Genomic DNA, 20,945 nt, shown 5'->3' with positions numbered 1-20,945 from the left:
TATATACATTTAAATGACGTGAGATTCTGATGAGTTTACTGCTAACGAATACAACAATTGTATCCATGAATCAAAGTGATTCAGATTACCAAACACAGCCTCACTGTTTCATTGCAATTGCGCACGGTAAAATAGTCGAAATAGGTCCGATGCAGCAGTGCCCGACAGCAGACTACACACAAATTATCGATTATCAAAACCGCCTTATTACTCCGGGTCTTATCGATAGCCATACTCATCTGGTTTTTGCTGGTAATCGAGCCAAAGAGTTTGAACAACGCTTAACAGGCGTACCGTATGAAACAATAGCCAAACAAGGTGGCGGTATCCTGTCGACTGTAAATGCGACTCGCGCAGCAAGCGAAAGACAACTTGTTGAACTCGCCCTACAACGTCTATCAGCACTAACCGCAGATGGCGTTACCACGATTGAAATCAAATCTGGTTACGGCTTAACGCTGGAAGACGAATTAAAAATGCTACGCGTAGCTAAACAATTAGAGCTGCATGCCAGTATTAAAGTATCAACAACACTACTGGCCGCACACGCCGTACCACCTGAATATAAAGACAATGCCGATAGCTATATTCGCTATGTTTGTGACGAAATAATACCAGCTGCGGTTGCAGCTAAACTAGTGGACTCTGTGGATGTATTCTGCGAAGGCATTGGTTTTAACTTGGCACAAACGAAAACCGTTTTCGAGGCAGCTTTATCTTATGGATTGGGCATCAAAGGCCACACCGAACAATTAAGTAACCTTGGCGGTAGTAAACTTGCCGCTACAATGGGCGCGACCTCGGTTGACCATATCGAATTCCTTGACGAGCCAGGCGTGAAAGCACTCGCTGAACATGGCACTGTCGCTACCTTGCTTCCCGGCGCATTCTACTTTTTAAGAGAAACAAAATTACCGCCCATTGAACTTCTACGTCAACATAACGTGCCAATGGCATTAGCAACCGATTTTAACCCAGGTACCTCACCTATCGCATCGTTAACTATGATGATGAATATGGGCTGTACTTTATTTAGATTAACGCCTGAAGAAGCATTACGAGGCGTAACCTGCCATGCAGCACGCGCATTAGGGTTACAAGATTCACGCGGTCAAATTCAAGTTGGCTATGATGCTGATTTAGCAATCTGGAATATCGAACACCCAGCACAGTTGGCTTATGAAGTAGCCACACCAAGATTACACTCTCGCATCGTTAACGGAGAGATTTGTGATGACTAAAACAACTGTTCCCGCAGGATCCCTACATAAAATAATGAATCATGCCGCGACTAATGCTGATATTTGGCAGGGTCGAGTTGACGCCGAAGACGGTGACGCAGGCATGCGTTTTCATCAAAAAGTCACTTTAATCGGAGAAAACGATCAGTTAACAAACCAAGCTGGTGTTGTCCTACTCGGTTTCGCTTGCGATGAAGGCGTAAAACGTAACAAAGGCCGTGTTGGTGCAGTACAAGCCCCCGATCTTATTCGTAAAGCACTGGCTAATATGGCATGGCATCATGACAATGCTGCTTTTACAGATAGAGATAGAGATAGAGATAGAGATAGAGATAGAGATAGAGATAGAGATAGAGATACAGGTACTAGCACGTCAACCCTTGTTGATGCAGGTAATATCTATTGCAATGATACTGATTTAGTCGCCAGCCAAAAAGAACTGGCTAATCATGTCGAAACAGCCCTCAACCAACAAAACAAAGTGATGGTATTAGGCGGTGGACACGAAATCGCTTGGGGGACATTCCAAGGATTAGCGCAGCATTTCCAAACAGCAAAAGTAAACAAACCGAAAATTGGCATTATCAACTTTGATGCCCATTTTGATTTACGCACCTATTCGACAGATGATCACGCATTCCCGACTAGCTCAGGCACGCCATTTAATCAGATAGCAAAACACTGTCAGCAACTAGGCTGGGCGTTCAATTATGCGTGCCTTGGTGTCAGTCGCGCCAGTAATACCCAAGCGTTATTCACCCTCGCAGATCAACTTGGAGTGCATTATCGCGAAGACCACCAGCTGGCTTCTTATCACCTTGCCGAGCGTATCGAAGAGTTAATCGCATTTATTGATAACGTGGATTACCTCTACCTGACCATAGATATCGATGTGTTCTCTGCGAGCACTGCACCCGGTGTTAGCGCACCAGCTGCACGAGGGGTGAATTATGAAAGTGTTGAAGCCTTACTACAACCCATATTTAACGCTAGAAATACAGCAGACCAAGCAAAATTGCGAGTAGCTGATTTAGCTGAATACAATCCAAATTTTGATATAGACAATCAAACTGCGCGACTCGCAGCCCGATTAACGTGGGAAATAACCCGCGCTATGTTCAAGCCGACTTAAAATAAAAAGTTAAAGAATAAATAAACTCTTTAAAAAATAAAACGAAAAGTGAAAAGGAAATCAACATGACTGATAAACGTTTAGATACGTCTCGTACTATCATTGCCCCTCACGGCACACAGCTCAACGCTAAATCATGGCAAACCGAAGCGCCATTAAGAATGTTGATGAACAACCTGCACCCAGATGTTGCCGAGCACCCTCATGCATTGGTTGTTTATGGCGGCATTGGTCGAGCGGCGCGTGATTGGGAATGTTACGACAAAATAGTCGAAGTACTAAAGCGCTTAGAGGATGACGAAACACTCCTTGTACAATCAGGTAAACCAGTTGGCGTATTCAAAACCCACAGTAATGCCCCGCGTGTACTGATTGCCAACTCAAACCTAGTCCCGCATTGGGCAAACTGGGAACACTTCAACAAGCTCGATAAAGCAGGCTTGATGATGTACGGGCAAATGACCGCAGGTTCTTGGATTTATATTGGTTCACAAGGTATTGTGCAAGGTACGTACGAAACATTTGTAGCCATGGCTAAACAAAATTTTAACGGCCAAGCACAAGGTCGCTGGGTATTAACAGGTGGTTTAGGTGGCATGGGTGGCGCACAACCGCTTGCAGCTACGATGGCTGGTTTCTCCATGATTGCCGTTGAATGTGATGAATCACGTATTGATTACCGCTTGCGTACAGGTTATGTCGATAAAAAAGCAACAAGTCTTGATGAAGCATTAGCGCTACTTGATGAAGCAATCAAAAACAAGCAACCAACTTCGATTGGCCTACTTGGTAATGCCGCCGATATTTTCCCTGAATTAGTGAAACGTGGTGTCATTCCAGATTGTACTACCGACCAAACATCAGCCCATGATCCACTTAATGGCTATTTACCTCAAGGTTGGACGATGGCACATGCCGCGTCAATGCGTAAAGAAGATGAAGCGGTTGTCGTTAAAGCCGCGAAACAATCGATGGCCGTACAAGTACAAGCCATGTTAGATCTGCAAAAAGCAGGTTCAGCAACCGTAGATTATGGTAATAACATTCGTCAAATGGCATTGGAAGAAGGCGTTGAGAATGCGTTTGATTTCCCCGGTTTTGTTCCAGCCTATATTCGACCACTGTTCTGTGAAGGCATAGGTCCTTTCCGTTGGGTTGCATTGTCTGGTGATCCAGAAGATATTTACAAAACAGATCAAAAAGTAAAAGAGCTGATCCCAGATAATCCACAGCTACACAACTGGTTAGACATGGCCCGCGAACGTATTCAATTCCAAGGCCTACCAGCACGTATTTGCTGGGTTGGCTTAAAAGACCGTCAGCGCCTTGGTTTGGCCTTTAACGAAATGGTTAAAAATGGCGAACTTAAAGCACCGATTGTGATTGGCCGAGACCACCTTGATTCCGGTTCAGTTGCGAGTCCTAATCGCGAAACCGAAGGCATGATAGATGGTTCTGATGCCGTATCGGATTGGCCATTATTAAATGCTCTGCTCAATACAGCAAGTGGTGCTACTTGGGTATCACTACATCATGGCGGCGGCGTTGGCATGGGCTTCTCTCAACATTCAGGCATGGTGATACTTTGTGACGGCACCGATGATGCCCATGAACGTATTAGTCGTGTATTACATAACGATCCAGCCACTGGTGTCATGCGTCATGCAGATGCGGGTTATGATATTGCCAAAACCTGCGCGAAAGAACAAAACTTAGACCTACCGATGCTTAAATAATCTTGGAGGAAAACATGTACCAACTAACAATTAAGCCTGGACAACTTACCCTAGCACAGCTTCGTCAAATCAGTCGTGCCCCTGTGCAGGTGTCGCTCGACCCTCGCTGTTACGATGATATCCATGCCAGCACAGAAATTGTAAATAACGTCATTGCCGAAAACCGGGTTGCTTACGGTATTAATACCGGATTTGGCCTGCTTGCTAACACCCGTATCGCGCCAGAAGATCTCGAAACATTACAGCGTAGTATCGTGCTATCTCATGCAGCAGGTATCGGAGAGTTCATGAATGATGAAACCGTACGGTTGATGATGGTACTTAAAATTAACAGTCTCGCGCGTGGTTTTTCTGGCATTCGTTTATCGGTTATTGAAGCGTTAATACAACTAGTTAATGCCGAAGTTTACCCGTGCGTACCGAAAAAAGGCTCGGTGGGTGCATCTGGCGATCTCGCCCCACTTGCCCACATGAGCACGGTTTTACTGGGTGAAGGTGAAGCTCGCCATCAAGGTAACGTCATTTCGGGTGAAGAAGCATTAACGATTGCAGGCATGCAGAAGATTACGTTAGCGCCGAAAGAAGGGTTAGCCTTGTTAAACGGCACACAAGCATCTACTGCGTTTGGCCTTGAAGGATTATTTGCTGCCGAAGATCTGTTTGCTTCAGCAACCTTATGTGGCGCAATGACAGTGGAAGCCGCGTTAGGCAGTCGCCGTCCGTTTGATCCACGCGTTCATCGTGTACGTGGCCACCGTACACAAATGGACTCGGCGGCTATGTATCGTCACATACTTGAATTTAGCAGTGAAATTGGAAATTCTCATACGGCATGTGAAAAAGTCCAAGACCCTTACTCACTACGTTGCCAGCCGCAAGTGATGGGCGCATGTTTACAACAAATCCGTAATTCAGCTGAAATATTCGAAGTCGAAGCGAATTCAGTATCAGATAACCCGTTAGTGTTTGCCGATGATGGCGATATTATCTCGGCGGGTAACTTCCACGCAGAACCCATTGCGATGGCCAGTGATAACCTTGCGCTGGCGATTGCAGAGATTGGCAGTTTATCAGAACGTCGTATGGCGCTATTGATTGACAGTAGCTTAAGTAAATTACCGCCATTCCTTGTTGATAATGGCGGCGTTAACTCTGGTTTTATGATTGCGCAGGTAACTGCAGCGGCGTTAGCCAGTGAGAACAAGTCTTTAGCCCATCCAGCATCGGTCGATAGTTTACCGACCTCAGCCAATCAAGAAGATCATGTATCTATGGCGACCTTTGCTGGGCGTCGTTTAAAAGACATGGCTGAAAATACCCGTGGTATCTTAGCGGTTGAGCTGCTGTCTGCGGCACAAGGACTTGATTTCAGAGCGCCGCTAAAATCGTCCCTGTTAATTGAACAGGCTAAAGCAGAGCTACGTGAACGTGTCGATTTCTACGACAAAGACCGTTACTTTGCGCCTGATATTGCCAAAGCTAATCAACTGCTCCTAGAAGCGGCCCACAATAAGCTTCTTGCAAGAGACATGCTACCGAGTTTCTAACAACTCAAATTGAATAAAAGCCTTAAATCCATGATTTTATGTACACCTAATCAAATTTAGGGCTTTGCTATGTCATTGAGCTGTCGATCGTGGAACTTAGAGAGTAATAATACTGAGACTATCGCCCCTAATAGTGCAAGCCCCATATCTGATTGGGTATCCCATATATAACCTTGAGTACCTAAAAATGCTTCAGCATTCTCTCCCGTAGTTAACGCTACCCACCATTCGATAAGTTCATAAAACGCACTAAACGCGAGACTCACCGAGATAATAAACAGTACCCGCCAACGATCACCATTGACAACCTTCTTTCGTATCAATAATTCTCTGGCAATTAATGCAGGTACAAAACCTTGGAAGAAATGCCCAACTTTATCGTAGTTATTCCTTTCAGCACCAAATAAACCATCAAAAAAAGGGACTTCGGCATACGTATAATGACCACCTATCATCAAGACAATACAATGTGCCAAAATGAAGCAATACAGCAGTGACGTCAGTCTAAAACTATTATAAGTTGACGCTAGAATAACAGCGCCGATGATTGCAGGTACGACTTCAAGGAACCAAGTAAACTGATCTTTTGGATCAATACCAGACCAAATCAGTACAACTGCGAAAGTTATAATCCAGAGGTATTTAATAATGCGGTACTCCATAAAATAGTATGTATGTCACTGAGTATATTAATGTTAATTCCATGTTACAAAAAGGGCAAGATCAAAAAACAACCACACTCTAAACTACAACCAACATAAAAACATTACCAAAGAGGTAGTGCAAGCCCTAAGTCACTGACAAAAATGATTTTAAAATATCGAAAAAACAAACGTATTGGTTAAATATATCGCAAAACATAATCGATAGGAATGTTGAACTGGAATATTAATAAAATACTGGTAATATACCGCCCCTCACACCCTAAGTGAGAATTTTATGCAACTAAATGCATGCCAGATTGGCGAAGAAGTACCCGTAATACCGAATACCTCAACGCGTCGCAAAAGCGACAAATTGGTTCCAGCATTAACAATTGGCTTCATTAGCTTATTTTTATTGTCTGCGATCATTGACCTCCCTCGTTTCACAACCTTAATTCAAGACTTATTTTCAGCAGCCGCTGGACAATTTGGTTACTTTTGGCAATGGCTAATGGTAGCGAACTTTGCTGTTGCGTTATGCATTGCGGCAACCCGTTACGGTAAAACCCGTATGGGCCTCAAAACCAAACCTGAAATAGGTACGTTCCGCTGGTTAGCAATGATCATGTGTACCCTATTAGCAGGTGGTGGCGTTTTCTGGTCTGCTGCAGAGCCTATTTATCATTTCATTACGCCATCAGCAAGCTATCCTGACATTGTAGGATCAACTGTTGATGCAGTTGTCCCAGCACTAAGTCAAAGCTTTTTGCATTGGGGGTTCCTTGCGTGGTCAGTGCTTGGCACACTCGCAACGATTGTATTGATGTATGCACATCACCATCATGGTATTAAGTTGCGCCCACGTGCGTTACTTTTCCCTATCGTTGGTAATCGTCTAGAAAACCATTGGTTTGGCGCAGTCATTGACGCATGTTCAATTATTGCCGTCGCAGCTGGTACAATTGGTCCTATTGGTTTCTTAGCATCGCAAATGGGCTATAGCCTAGAAGTCCTAATCGGACTTAAAAATGACATGAACTCTCAGCTGATGATATTAGCCGTGGTAGTGTTAATTTGTGCGCTATCGGCCGCATCAGGCATGGACAAAGGTTTACAGTGGCTTAGCCGCTTAAATGTCATTGGCGCGTTCGCATTACTATTAGCGATCCTGATCTTAGGTCCCACACAATTCATTTTTGAAGAGTTTGGTCGTGCATTTGCAACTTATTTGCAAGATATACCAGCGATGAGTTTAACTAGCGATAATCCAGGTTGGAATGTTTGGTGGACTTGGTTCTTCTGGGGCTGGTTCATTGGTTTTGCACCTATGATGGCGATTTTTATTGCGCGTATTTCAGAAGGTCGTAGTATCCGTGAGTTAGTATTGGCTGTTGCCATTGGAGCACCGATTGCTACAAACTTCTGGTTCTCGGTATTAGGCGGTACAGGCATTTTCCTCGAGCTACAAACACCGGGTATCATTTCAGCCCCATTAAATGAAGCTGGCTTACCTGCGGTATTATTAGCAATATTACAGCAATTACCATTAAGCGAAATCTTGCTACCTGCATTCTTAATACTCACGACAACGTTTGTTGTAACCACAGGTGACTCGATGGCTTATTCGATAGCGATGGTTGTATCTGGCGATAATGAACCCGACCGTAAGCAGCGCATATTCTGGGCTGTTATCATGGGTTGTGTTGCTGCAGTATTATTACTCGCGGGTGACGGTGGTTTAAATGCACTGCAATCATTCATTGTGATTACTGCTGTACCAGTATCATTACTTATTGCCGCAACCTTGTTAACAGGGCCAATGGCTGCAATTAAGATGACTAAAGCACAAGATGCGTTACTTGCAGAAAAAGCACTAGCAAAAGCATAACAAACAAAACAGCCTGACATTAATAAGCAATGTGAGCTTAATATTATCAGGCTGTTTTATTCCTCATCTCGAATAACATTTCTTATCAATTCTACCGTCAGTCCTATAGAACGAGCAAAGGCAATTTCAAATTTACCCGACTCTAAACCAAACTGCTTCGCTAACTAAACCAAAGCACATAGGATCATAAACGTAATAAAGTGTTGGTTTTACTGATAGCATTTGAAAGTGCCCTTAATCATTACGCTCAGAACGGTTTTCAGCAACAATATCAGAGTCTTTCTGCGCGTAAAAATCAACTCTAAACTCAGTATCATCCGTCATAAACTCGACCTTATGCCAATACTCCGGCGGTGAAATGGCCGACTCGCCTTTTTCAATCACAACTTCTTGCTCTATCGCACCTCGTCTTTCAGTAAAACCATAAAATTTCAACGAGCCACTAGTAACCTTAATTTTTCCGTAAACACCTGCGCGGGTATTATGTAAGTGTAGAAACATTTTAGGGATATTATTCGGCGTAAAGACGGGCGTTGATTTGTAGTTAACAAAATCAGTTGGGATTGTCGGCATAAGCACACTCACTTGTAGTAAAGATAATGATTAATAGGTATAAAATATACGCCCATTATCCATTAGCGCAAGTAAGATATCCCAACGGTTAAATCTTAAATGTTAAGTGAGGCTCCGCGCGTTTGGATCACATCCCGATACCAGAAGAAACTTTCTTTACGGGTACGTTCTAAAGTACCACTGCCATCATCACGACGGTCAACATAAATAAAGCCATAGCGTTTATCCATTTCAGCGGTTGAGTTAGCCACTAAATCAATCGGCCCCCAACTAGTGAACCCCATCAGTTCAACACCATCTAAGATCGCCTCCCTTGCCTGTACTAAGTGATCGTTCAAATATTGAATACGATAATCATCAATAATTTCGCCATCCGCAGTAACTTCATCACGGGCCCCTAGACCATTTTCAACAATAAACAAAGGCTTTTGGTATCTGTCATACAAGAAATTCAATAATACCCGTAAACCTTTCGGATCGATTAACCATCCCCACTGACTTTTCTCTAAATAAGGGTTTGGTACACTATCAATAATGTTACCAACTTCTTTTTGCTTCGGGTCAGCACTGGCACAGCCGCTGGCATAATAACTAAACGAGATAAAATCGACACACGCTTCAGATAGCGTCTCCAAATCCCCTTCTTCCATTCTTACTTCGATATTATTGTCTCTGAAATAACGCAATATATAACCAGGATATCTACCACGGGTCTGCACATCACCAAAGAATAACCATTTGTTATTCTCGTGTACCGCCGCCATTACATCATCGGGATTACAGGTATAAGGGTAATTCAGCGCACCCAACAACATATTACCAATTTGAGCATCGGGGATGATTTGTTTACACAAGGTCACCGCTTTGGCACTGGCAAGGAGTTGATGATGAATTGCTTGATAAATGGCTTGTTCACCAGTGGTTTCAGGTAAACCTACACCGGTATACGGTGCATGTAACGACATATTAATTTCATTAAAAGTCAGCCACAATTTCACTTTATTTTGGTAACGCTCAAACACGGTTATTGCATAGCGTTCAAAAAATCCAATCAATTTTCGGTCAGTCCAACCACCATAATTATCAACTAAACCCACAGGCATTTCGTAATGAGATAAAGTAACAAATGGTTTTATATCATGTTTAGCTAGCTCATCAAAAATACGGTCATAGTAAGCAAGACCCGCTTCATTAGGCTGACTTTCATCACCATTAGGAAATATACGCGTCCATGCAATAGACAATCTTAAACAAGTAAAGCCCATCTCTTTAAATAATTGGATATCTTCCGGGTAGCGGTTATAAAAGTCGATAGCGAGATCTTTAATTCCCGCGGTTTTATCTGCACGTTCTTGATGATCACTTAAAATCCCTTTAGGTAATAAGTCTGCTGTCGATAAACCTTTACCATCTTGCTGGAATGCACCTTCGATCTGGTTAGCAGCAATTGCTCCACCCCATAAGAAGTCCTGTGGAAATAAATTCATTTGTCCCTCAACTCATAAAACGATCCATGTTGAATGCGATGATAAACTATAATAAATAATGACTAGTTGAACACGTTCACACTTTTAAAATTGAATTTAGCTCAATAATCGATACTTTAAATACCGTAATAGCATTCAGCATATGTGATACGGCGGTTCTGGGCACTTTATCCATAGTCCAAGGTGTCATTTGATTTTGTTCAAAATAAGCACTTGTTAATACCATTTGCTGGTACTTATCTTTTATATCTACTATTTCAACTGCCACACCTACTACATGAGTATTAGAGTATTTCCATGTGGGAACAGTTTGAGGTTTTCGCTCACATGGCGCCACATCATTCGGAGACATGTAACGACTCTCACCATGGAAAACTAAATTAAGATCGACTCCTTCCCTGTCACACGCTTGTCCTTTCAACTTTTTGGCTAATGCGTGTCGATTGCTAACATGACCAATTAAATAACGCGCATCAGCACTTAAATGAAAAGGGATATGGCTAATATTCAGTATATTTTTAGCGTCGATAAATACCAGTGTCGCTAGTGGGTGTTCCTTAATTTCATACATAAGAAAACACCTCTTTAGACTGGCCTGTTTTTAATAAGTTAGCTTTTACTTGCGACCACTCGTCGTTAATAATGCTAAATAAGGCAGTATTTCTGTAACGACCATCTTTTGCACGACGATTCTTTCTTAAAATACCTTCAAACTGACCACCAATACGCGCAATCGCATGACGTGATTGTAGATTGTCTTCATGTGTACAAATTTCAACACGAGTGAACGCTAATGTTTCAAAAACATATTCAAGCAACAGATATTTAGCATGGGAGTTAACATGGCTGCGTTGAAACTCAGGAGAGATAAAGGTATGTCCGATTTCCAAAGCGCGATCGACTTCATTTACGCGAAACAAACGCGTTGAACCCACTATTTTATTGCTCTGCTTGTTAATGATGACAAACGCAATTTGTGACCCGGTGTCCATTTCGTCAATCATGCCACTAATCCAAGTTCGTGTAATTTCGATATTTTCACAAGGGTTTGACTGCATATACCGCCAAACTTCAGCAAAGTTCCCCGCATTATAAAAATCAGATAAATGAGCCATTGTTATCGGCTCCAATTTAATCAATTCACTTTCAAGACTAATTGGTTTTAGCATAAGGTTAGATTTCCTATTCTTATTTTGAATATTGAGTACTGAATACACTATGTTGAATCTTTTCCAATTATGCGTTTATTTGGTATAAGTACTACAACCAGAATTTATAAAAATGGTAGACCAGTTTGAAATTACTTAGCCTAGCACTTGCCATCAATGCGCACATAACGGCACAAACCAGTGCCGAGACTGAACAAAAGATGACAGAACAGAAAAGAAAACGCCGAGCAAAATACTTACTTATCGCCGATGCATTAAAACAAGCAATTAAACAAGGACAGGTAGTTCCAAGTGAGGCACTTCCCTCTGCCCGCACATTAGCCGCACAGTTAAATGTTAACCGCCATACCATTATGGCTGCAGTCGCAGAGTTGGTTGCCCAAGGTTGGATTGAAGCCAAAGAGCGTTCGGGATATCGGGTCGTTAATAAGTTACCCATTCAAACAAGTAAGACGATAAGCAACCTCATTGTTGAGCATCAAACTTTTGATTGGCAGTTTCGACATAAAAAAACCACTGCCACTACAACTGTTAAGGGGGCCACTGCATATAAATACAATTTTTCAGGGGGCCAGCCTGACAACCGCTTATTCCCATTTAATGAATTCAAACACTATTTTTCGCAACTTTTACAACATCCGAAATTTACCAATTTAGGCTATGATAATAATATCGGAGAAACGGATTTAATCACCCAAGTTTCAACATATTTACGTCGCGTCAGATCCATAACAGATAAAGAAATCATGATTTGTAATGGTTCTCAAGAAGGCCTGTACATGGTATCTAAACTACTATTACAAGCAGGTGATAAAGTGGCCGTTGAACAGTTCGGCTATCCACCAGCATGGGCAGCCTTTAAAAGTTCAGGCGCTGAGCTGGCTGTTATAGAACAAGACCATAAAGGCATTATCCCTGAGTATCTAGCTACACAACTTGGAAAGGGAGATATTAAACTCATTTATTTGACGCCATTACATCAATACCCGACAACAGTGACATTAGATGTCAGTAGAAGAATGCAGATATATCAGCTAGCTGCACAATTCGGCGTTGCGATTATAGAAGATGATTACGACCATGAGTTTCATTACGACTCTCAACCAATTGCCCCGATGGCGGCAAATGATCCGCTCGGTTTAGTTATCTATATTTCAACCTTCTCAAAATTAATGTTCGCTGGTGCACGCATTGGGTACGTGGTAGCAAATAATGCATTAATCACGGAGTTAACCGCATACAAAACGTTAATGAACCATAAAAATAATGTGTTAATGCAACAGGCGGTCGCTAAGTGGATGCAACAAGGTGGCTTTGAAAATCATTTAAGACGTATGACCCGCTGCTACCATAAACGCCGTGACTTTTTAGTTAACATATTACGGGGCTATCAACAACAAGGTTTGCCAATCACTTTTGATTGCCCCCCTGGCGGCATGGCACTGTGGGTGGATATGGGCGTATCGATTGTTGGTCTAAAGCAAACGTTACTGACCAAGGATGTGTATTTACAGACCGAGGTTGACTTTAATTTGGTAACAGAGCATTTGATAACCGAACAAAAAAAATCGCAATATCGGTTTATTCGGGTGGGGTTTGCTTCCATGAATGAAGTCGAAATAACGCAGGGAATGAAAATAATAGTGCAGGAATTGTATGGTTAATTTACTCAATAGTAGATCGAGCTAATCGATATATACCTAATTCCTTTCGGTTTGCTCTATCGGAGGCTAGCTGTACTCACTTTAAAAGAACAACCAGTAGCCGACAATGATGATCTAGATCAATTATTTATGATAAAAAAACTAAAACATACACCTTCAGTTTTATGATGTTTCGTTGACAAAAAGAATTATTCACTGCGTCACTAAGATAGCAGGCGTATAATACCAATTTCAAATACCTTTTCAGCCTAATATAATAATAACACTAGTTAAAAAATCCAATTTATGTAACTAAACTGCGCAGTTACACTTTTGTTCAATAAATGACCATTAAAATAAAAACACCTAATTAGGTGTACAACAATATAGGTATACTAATTCCATGACAATAAGTTACAAAACACCGCTCGGGAATGATTAAGGAATAACATGTTTAAAAGTATACGGACGCGTATTGCCATTTGCGCAGGGTTAACAATGGTCTTTACCTTATTAATAGCGATGGGGATGACAACCAGTGCCTTTACTAAAGTAAGCCAAGAAATAACAGAAAAAGTTAAAATACAATTAACGAATGCGACCACTTTGAATTTGCGTTCGACCGCAGCTAATCAAGCTAAAACGATCGAGAATCAACTATTCCCAGTTTTAGCAAACCTTATTCAAATACGTTCCATCATTGAACTAAGCGCACATAGCCGAGCAGATGCTGAAACAATTGTTAAGCAGTTCATTGCCTCACTTAAAGCACAAGACAAAGCTGTTTTTGCTGGATATATGGTATGGGAAGAAAAAACGTGGCCACAAGAGTCAGAATCTAACGTGGCAAAAGCATTCAATACTGAAGGCTATTTAGCGCCATTTTTTTCACCAAACTCACATAGCGGCTTTGATATTGTCGCAATGGATAGTTTTAACAACACAGCTCTGAACGCAAATGGCGAACGAACCGATGATTGGCACTTAATCCCTTATGAAACGGGGAAAAATTTCGTAATGGAACCCTATATGTATCCAGTTCGAGGCCAAAAGGAACTGATAACAACAATTAGCCTGCCATTAAAACTGAGCGGTAAAATCATTGGTTCACTTGGCTTCGACCTTTCTTTGACCGAACTACAGGACCAGAGTCAAAAATTAGCTAAAAAACTCTTTGATGGGAAAGGTAATATCATTATTTCTTCATGGAAAGGCGCTTTACTAGCTAATAGTCAAGATAGCAACCATGTAGGTAAAAAAGTACCATCAGCTTTATCATCGCAGTGGAAAAAAATTCAAGACTTAGCAACTCAGAATGATATAGGTATGATCACTATTGGTAATGATGAGTATGCTATCACTTCTATCGATACGACTGGTGCACCTTGGATTGTAATGGTATCGGTTCCAACCAGCCAACTTACTCAAAGTGTGGCAAAATTTGAAAGTTGGAGCTATGAACAAAATTCAGAAGCACTCAACCAAGGTATTTTCGCAGGCGTAATTGCAGTTGTTATTGGTATTGCTGCAATGAGTTTTATTGCAAATTCACTTGGTAAAGTACTGATTAATTTAGTTGAACGCTTTAAAGATGCAGCCCAAGGCGATGGCGATTTAACCTACCGTATAGAAGTAAAAGGTAAAGATGAAAGTGCGCAACTGGCACACTGGTTTAATATCTTTTTAGAGCGTATGCAAGAAATGTTACGTGCCGTAATGACAAGCGCAAACCAAGTTGATCAAGGGGCTGGCGCTGGCTTACAAGGTGCAGCCAGTACCAAAGAGCAACTCGACATTCAAGTTAATGAAGTTAATTCGTTAGCAACAGCAATTAATGAAATGAGTGTAACAGCTCAAGAAGTCGCTAATTCGGCGATGCAAGCTGCCACAGCTGCAAGCCAAGTTCAAACGAATAGTATAAGCGGTATTGGCCGAATGGATAATGCCGTATCTTCAGTTGATAATTTAGCGGTTAAAATCAACAACGCTCAAAATCAAACTCAAAGCTTGGTTGAATCAAGCACCTCTATCCAAGGGATACTCGGAGAAATAAGTGGTATTGCAGAACAAACCAATCTACTTGCTTTAAATGCAGCGATTGAAGCTGCACGAGCTGGTGAAGCTGGACGTGGGTTTGCAGTAGTGGCTGATGAAGTGCGTAACCTTGCAACTCGAACGCAAACTTCGACTAAAGAAATTGGTGAAATGCTGGCAAGGCTAGAGCAAGAAACACAGTCCATTGTGACATTAATGCAGCAGGGACAACAACAGGCCATTGAAACAAAACAAGAAACACAAGCTGCACAACAAGCGTTCGGGGAGATCAATCAAGCAATTGAAGTTATCAACGATATGAATAATCAAATCGCATCTGCGGCAGAAGAACAAAGCTGCGTATCTGAAGAAATTAACCGTAATGTTGTACGCATTAATGATACCGCAATGGAAGTAATGGAAGGTATGAGTGCTTCAGTCATAATTAGTAACGAGTTAACTGACAGTGCGGCCAATCTGCGTGGAGAATTAAGCAATTTCAAAATATAGAACTTAGCTCAATCTAATTCACATCACAATGAGTCATACATTGTGATGTGAACTTAGTTTTTAAAGCTTTAGGGCTAGTAGCGTATTACGCAATTCGACATACCAATAATTCATTTAAATGTGTCTGCTCTTCATTGGTGATCTGTTCCCCGCTATTCTTGGAGATTAAAAAGACATTTTCTGTCGATTCACCAAGCGAACTGATCTTTGCTGAATGAATCGTTAAATCACTTTGTGAAAATACAGAGCAGATTTCCTCCATGTAACAAGGGTCATCCAATGTGTTGATTTTTAGGAGGGACTTATTTTTTTTATTTGATTTTAAAAACTCTACAACGGTCGTATTTTCAAAGTTTTTCACAAATTTTGGAGTCGACAGATTGCTGCTCGACATTTCATTATTAATTGATTTTTTAACTCGAGTGACTATCTTATCAAGCCTAAATTGGTCAGTTATCGGCTCATCCTTACTATCAAGTAATTTGATTATTTCTAATACCATGCCGTCTTTGGTTTGCATAATCTGCGCATCTTTAATCTTTAACTTAGCCGTTGCTAGGGTATTAAATATATCAACAAAAAGCTTAGGTCTGTCCTTGGTATACACGATTAAACAGGTTGCGCTAGTCGATAAACTATCGGAAATGTAAATCATGTCTTGTTTCACTGAGCTCTTTAGGATTTGCTCCGTAATACATACAATTTCATCCACACTGTTACTACTAAAAAAATGATTCGGTAACGTGAACCATAGCGACACGATATCTTGTTCACTCCATCCCATTCCAATTAGTTTACTCGTTGCGTCATTTCTGTTTTCTCTAATAAGCGTACGAACTTCGAATATATTCTCTATACCTTGCCTTAGCGCATCTCGGGTTGATAAATACAGCTGTTTGAGTTGACACTCGTGCCACTCATTCCAATATTGCTCGTTTGTAGCGATCATATCTGCCACGGTAAACACGTAGAGCGCGTTAAGCTTGTCAAAAGAACCGACCTGTTTCGCAAATTGCTTGATAACATTCGGATCGTTAATATCTTGGGTTTGAATCGTACCAATAAGAAGATCTTGGTTTGCGACTAACCAGTAAACCTGTTTAATGCTTGAGTGTTTTAGTTGGTGTACTTCAGCAAACTCTTTGGCAATAATGGCACTAAGTTGGCTATTTTCAACAGCTTGCTTACCTGATATATGGTGACAAAGTGTTGCTAGAACAAGCGAAACCCTATCTTTAACATGTTGATTTACATTATAAATAAAACTTTTATTATTGAAGTCACGACTAAAACTGTCAATTGCTTGAACCGCTTTACAAGTGTGCTCATCGATGGTGTAAGCGTTATGCATATCGTATTGCATTTGACCTTCGATTTGCTTCCAATGCGCAAAATAGGACGCTAAAATACCGTATCGATGCATTAAACTGAACGCAGTTTTTAACCCGTCAGGTTGTTTTAAAAGGGCTATGAATTCTTCTCGGCATCCTTGGTAACAGCTAAGTTCACCCAGTAATGTTCGCCGAGTTTGTCTCAATAATCTGAGTGTTTCAGGCGCTATTCCGTTAATATCGTTATGTTTAGCAATCAATAAAAATAGTCTCAAGACTTGACGCTTGTCGATAAAGACTTCTTTATATCTTGCTTCAATGAGGTTATTTCGAACCATAAAATATTCATCAATAATACGTTCTGGCTTCTTGGGCTGATGCTTTAAAATATCAAATTGGAAAGAATCACTGAGCATTTGATTCAATTCACGTATACGCGTCATCGCGGTAAACAAGTAACCCATCATGCTTTCAATCGCATGTTGATTATTATCATCACCACCGAAACGCATAAATTCAGCGACTGCCGATTGATGATCAAATAGGAGAACTTCTTGTGGCCGGTTAACCACCGAATGTAATGCCCAGCGTACTCGGCAGACAAAATCATAGGACTCTAATAGCTCAGAGGTTTCCTCTGAGGTTAAAAACCCTGTCGACTCTATCGTGTTCGGGTTATCAATTAAAAAATGCTTTTGTGCTATCCAATGTATGGTTTGCACATCTCTCATCCCACCCGGATTATTTTTTAAATTAGGCTCTAAGTACAAAGCCGTGTTTTTTGCATGTTTATGACGGCTTTCTTGCTCTATTAGCTTCGCATGGAAAAACGCTTTACTTGTCCAAACCTGGTTTTGGAAAAGCACTTCTTTGAGCATTGACGCATGAGACGATGGCCCCAGCAATGGACGAATGTCGAGTAGATTTGTAGCAATGGTAATATCTTCAGCTGCCAATTGAATTGCTTCTTCGAACGTTCTGACAGAGTGACCAATGTCAGTCCCTAAATCCCAAAGCTTAGTGACAAAACAAGACAGTTTTTCTTCGACGTCTTTGGACATCTTACCATCGCTAATAATGGCCAGATCTATATCTGATTGGGGATGAAGTCTTTTTCTACCGTAGCCACCGACCGCATTGATGGATAACGTTGATTCATTCAATTCAAAGGAATACCAAAGTGCAATAAGCAGCTGATCAAAAAATTCAGATCTTTTTTCCATTAGTGATTGGATAGAATCAGTATAAAATTTCTGATTTAACTCATGATCAAACTGTACGATGCGTCGACGCAATTCTGCACCAGAAGTTTCCATTGAAACGAAAGACATATTACTAATCCTTTATAATAGCTTGAACTCGTATTTAAACGGTCAAGCTCTCCCTTAAAAACAGATTTATTTGTTAATCATCAAGGTGTAGGTACCCATGATAGTGCATACCAGCAGTACCAGCGCTTACAAAACCCTGCCGATAATAGTTAGAGCTAAAATGATAACAGCTCTAACTAAATCATTCAATTACGCTGTGACAGCAGGCGCTCACGAATGTCACGTGTGTTTTTCATAACTTTAAATATTAGAGCACTAATTAATTAACATCTTGATAGCATAGAACACTTGCATAAAAACAGCCGTATATTGACCATTTTCATCGCGATTTTGTGGCATTAGCAGCATGAATAATCTAGATAAAGCGTATAATATAAACTCACTCAAAAAATAATACGTCACAGGCTGGCTAAAGACATGCTGCAAAAAGAACTACGACAGGCTAAATCAATTGATAATGTCTACAACTCGGCATATTGGCATTTAGCTCAAAAGGACTATACCCTTGCAGAAATACGCACCAAGCTTGAACGTAAAACAGATAACCAAGAGTGGATTGAAACCGTATTAGACGATCTAGTTAGTAAAAATTACATCAAAAGCGATTTTGATTTTGCTGTTCTTTTTGCTGAATCCGCCTTTCATAATGAACAAGGTAAATCAGCCATCTTGCGTAAATTACGTGCCAGAGGCGTAGATGAAAAAGATGCAGCAGCAGCGATTGAACAAGTGATGGATGATGAGGAGATTGACCAATTTGAGTTAGCCGCATCACGATTAAGAAGCACATTTCAAACCTTTCACTCAACAACCAAAGAGAAAGTGTATTCGCAATTCACCACCAAAGGGTTTTCACGTGCCGAGATTGATCATGCATTGGCCATGCACCCAGAAAAAGACACCTTAAGATCCAAACTCGAAGTCAAAGCTGAAAAAGCAGACTTGAGCCAAGAAACCATGAAGCTATACCGTAAAGGTAAAGGTAAACGCGTCATACGCAGTGAATTGCGCAGCAAGTTAATTAACGTTGAAGATTTTGATAACGTGATAGACCAACTTGAACTGGCTGGTGATATAGACTTTTATCAAAGCTGCTTAGATGAATTAAATAAGAAACGTTACGACACAAGCAACAGCGCGGGTAAATCGAAAGCTTACGCTTATCTATCACGTAAAGGTTTCGACTCTGATGAAATCAAAGAAGCGCTCAACCCATCTGATTAATGACGAACTTAATTGAGAAATTGAATTCAATTGATTAGCAAGAACGCTGCTTATTTAGCTAATTTTGTTCGCAGAGCAATTTATTTACAATAACTTTAACCAAAACCGATAAACTTTGTTATATAATTTCATCAAAGATAACAAAGCACCAATATCGAATAAGGAATAATAATGACAAACCAACACACACACGGCGAAGAAGGTCACGTACACGGTCCAGGCTGTAGTCACCACCACGAACCACAAGCTCCGATCGTAAGAGAAGGCGCTAAAGTTGGCCGTAACGATCCTTGCTTATGTAGCAGCGGTAAGAAATTTAAGAAGTGTTGTGGTAAATAATCACACGCTTTATTAAATAGTACTTTTGACTAAATTAGTAGACGTACTAAATTAGCCATAAGTACTAAAAGCCTCCACTGCTATATTAAATATAGCTTTCGGAGGCTTTTTGCTAACCGTCTGCAGTAATTGTTGTAATCAATTCTTGCTGAATAGCTTCCGCTTCGTCAATTTCAATCTGGCACGTGCCAGCAGCTATGTGCCCACCACCACCATATTGAAGCATTAACTCACCCACGTTAGTTTTCGAATTACGATCAAAAATAGATTTACCTGTCGCAAATACAATATTCTGCTTTTGAAAACCCCACATCTTATGGATAGAGATATTACATTGTGGAAACAGTGCGTAAATCATAAATCGATTACCGGCAAAAATAGTCTCTTCGTCAGTTAGATCAAGTAACACTAAGTTGCCATGAATCGTTGCGCAACGCTGAACCTGTTCTTTAAACAACGTCTCGTGTTCACGGTACAGGTCAATACGTTCCTTCACATCCACTAATGCCAAAATGTCATCAATGCTATGATCTTTACAATAATCAATCAGATCCATCATCAAGGCATAATTCGAGATTCTGAACTCACGGAAACGCCCTAACCCAGTTCGCGCATCCATTAAGAAATTGAGCAGGTTCCAGCCCTGAGAGTCTAATACCTCATCACGGTTGAACTGTGCAGAGTCACCTTTATCAACCGCTTCCATCATTTCGATCCATTCCGCAGGGAATGTGTCGAGACCACCGTAATAGTCCCACACCACACGTGCAGCAGAAGGCGCATCGGGATCAATAATGTGATTAACGCGTTCGCCAGTATTACGAATAGTTTCAGAAAGGTGATGATCAAACGTCAGATGGGCACTTTTAACATAGGGTAAATTTGTCACAATATCATTTGGGGTAATATCAATTTTACCGTCTTGCATATCCTTAGGATGAACAAATTTAATGTCACTAATGAGATCTTGTTGTTTCAACAGTACTGCACATACTAAACCATCAAAATCACTGCGCGTTACTAATCGATATTTTTGTTCAGACATATTTATTCCTTTGTCACATAAGTTTAAACCTAAGATAACTAAAGATAACCGTATAGAAGAGTGAGAATCAA

General features: G+C 41.0%; 16 protein-coding genes. 9 read left to right on the top strand and 7 right to left on the bottom strand.

Annotated elements, in window-relative coordinates; genetic code table 11:
- The first annotated feature begins 29 nt into the window (after positions 1-29).
- The 4 genes from hutI (at position 30) to hutH (ending at position 5,656) form a co-directional block, all read left to right on the top strand.
- Positions 30-1,241, top strand: coding sequence for an imidazolonepropionase (gene hutI / locus BT797_RS21420; RefSeq protein WP_075473455.1), 1,212 nt, complete (start codon positions 30-32; stop codon positions 1,239-1,241).
- The gene (gene hutG, locus BT797_RS21415; protein ID WP_075473454.1) at positions 1,234-2,373 is read left to right on the top strand and encodes a formimidoylglutamase; all 1,140 of its coding nucleotides are present in this window, start codon (positions 1,234-1,236) and stop codon (positions 2,371-2,373) included. Before hutI ends, hutG begins: the two co-directional genes overlap by 8 nt.
- Positions 2,374-2,438: 65 nt before the next feature.
- The gene (gene hutU / locus BT797_RS21410; RefSeq protein ID WP_075473453.1) at positions 2,439-4,109 is read left to right on the top strand and encodes a urocanate hydratase; all 1,671 of its coding nucleotides are present in this window, start codon (positions 2,439-2,441) and stop codon (positions 4,107-4,109) included.
- A gap of 14 nt (positions 4,110-4,123) precedes the next feature.
- Positions 4,124-5,656, top strand: coding sequence for a histidine ammonia-lyase (gene hutH / locus BT797_RS21405; protein WP_075473452.1), 1,533 nt, complete (start codon positions 4,124-4,126; stop codon positions 5,654-5,656).
- 56 nt (positions 5,657-5,712) lie between these two features.
- Here hutH and BT797_RS21400 read toward each other — a convergent pair whose 3' ends face one another.
- Positions 5,713-6,303 (bottom strand): DUF2238 domain-containing protein, encoded by a 591-nt coding sequence (locus tag BT797_RS21400; protein ID WP_075473485.1) that lies wholly within the window; start codon positions 6,301-6,303, stop codon positions 5,713-5,715.
- 292 nt (positions 6,304-6,595) lie between these two features.
- Here BT797_RS21400 and BT797_RS21395 point away from each other — a divergent pair, with 292 nt between their 5' ends.
- Positions 6,596-8,188: a BCCT family transporter gene (locus tag BT797_RS21395; RefSeq protein WP_045110863.1), complete on the top strand. Its 1,593-nt coding sequence runs from the start codon at positions 6,596-6,598 to the stop codon at positions 8,186-8,188.
- A 234-nt stretch (positions 8,189-8,422) separates the two neighbouring features.
- Here BT797_RS21395 and BT797_RS21390 read toward each other — a convergent pair whose 3' ends face one another.
- The 4 genes from BT797_RS21390 to BT797_RS21375 all read right to left on the bottom strand — a co-directional run bounded on the left by BT797_RS21390 (position 8,423) and on the right by BT797_RS21375 (position 11,417).
- Positions 8,423-8,761 (bottom strand): TehB family protein, encoded by a 339-nt coding sequence (locus BT797_RS21390; protein ID WP_045110864.1) that lies wholly within the window; start codon positions 8,759-8,761, stop codon positions 8,423-8,425.
- 95 nt (positions 8,762-8,856) lie between these two features.
- Positions 8,857-10,248, bottom strand: coding sequence for a glycoside hydrolase family 1 protein (locus BT797_RS21385; RefSeq protein ID WP_075473451.1), 1,392 nt, complete (start codon positions 10,246-10,248; stop codon positions 8,857-8,859).
- Positions 10,249-10,324: 76 nt separating this feature from the next.
- Complete coding sequence (locus BT797_RS21380; protein ID WP_052678347.1) at positions 10,325-10,819, bottom strand: FMN-binding negative transcriptional regulator; 495 nt, start codon at positions 10,817-10,819, stop codon at positions 10,325-10,327.
- On the bottom strand, positions 10,812-11,417 hold the full coding sequence (locus BT797_RS21375) for a GNAT family N-acetyltransferase (RefSeq protein WP_045110869.1): 606 nt from the start codon (positions 11,415-11,417) through the stop codon (positions 10,812-10,814). Before BT797_RS21375 ends, BT797_RS21380 begins: the two co-directional genes overlap by 8 nt.
- 125 nt (positions 11,418-11,542) lie before the next feature.
- On the opposite strand from BT797_RS21375, the gene pdxR reads away from it, so the two are divergent.
- Together pdxR and BT797_RS21365 are read left to right on the top strand one after the other, a co-directional pair.
- Complete coding sequence (pdxR, locus tag BT797_RS21370) at positions 11,543-13,081, top strand: MocR-like pyridoxine biosynthesis transcription factor PdxR (protein WP_339391027.1); 1,539 nt, start codon at positions 11,543-11,545, stop codon at positions 13,079-13,081.
- Positions 13,082-13,510: 429 nt separating this feature from the next.
- On the top strand, positions 13,511-15,604 hold the full coding sequence (locus tag BT797_RS21365; protein ID WP_075473450.1) for a methyl-accepting chemotaxis protein: 2,094 nt from the start codon (positions 13,511-13,513) through the stop codon (positions 15,602-15,604).
- A gap of 85 nt (positions 15,605-15,689) precedes the next feature.
- Here the strand turns inward: BT797_RS21365 and glnD are convergent, their stop codons facing one another.
- Positions 15,690-18,266 carry a [protein-PII] uridylyltransferase gene (glnD, locus tag BT797_RS21360; RefSeq protein ID WP_075473449.1) on the bottom strand — a complete coding sequence of 859 codons (2,577 nt, stop codon included), beginning with the start codon at positions 18,264-18,266 and terminating at the stop codon, positions 15,690-15,692.
- A 417-nt stretch (positions 18,267-18,683) separates the two neighbouring features.
- Between glnD and BT797_RS21355 the strand changes: the two genes are divergently transcribed.
- Positions 18,684-19,490: a RecX family transcriptional regulator gene (locus BT797_RS21355; RefSeq protein ID WP_075473448.1), complete on the top strand. Its 807-nt coding sequence runs from the start codon at positions 18,684-18,686 to the stop codon at positions 19,488-19,490.
- A gap of 171 nt (positions 19,491-19,661) precedes the next feature.
- Entirely contained in the window at positions 19,662-19,829 is a 168-nt protein-coding gene (locus BT797_RS21350) for an SEC-C metal-binding domain-containing protein (protein ID WP_045110872.1), read from the top strand.
- A 112-nt stretch (positions 19,830-19,941) separates the two neighbouring features.
- On the opposite strand, the gene BT797_RS21345 is transcribed toward BT797_RS21350, so the two are convergent.
- Positions 19,942-20,874, bottom strand: coding sequence for an exopolyphosphatase (locus BT797_RS21345; RefSeq protein ID WP_045110873.1), 933 nt, complete (start codon positions 20,872-20,874; stop codon positions 19,942-19,944).
- Positions 20,875-20,945 lie beyond the last annotated feature (71 nt).

This window comes from Moritella viscosa (assembly GCF_900120065.1).
GTDB classification, from domain to species: Bacteria; Pseudomonadota; Gammaproteobacteria; order Enterobacterales; family Moritellaceae; genus Moritella; species Moritella viscosa.
The sequence above is the reverse complement of the archived record's forward strand: the minus strand, read 5'-3'. Positions and strand labels throughout refer to the sequence as shown.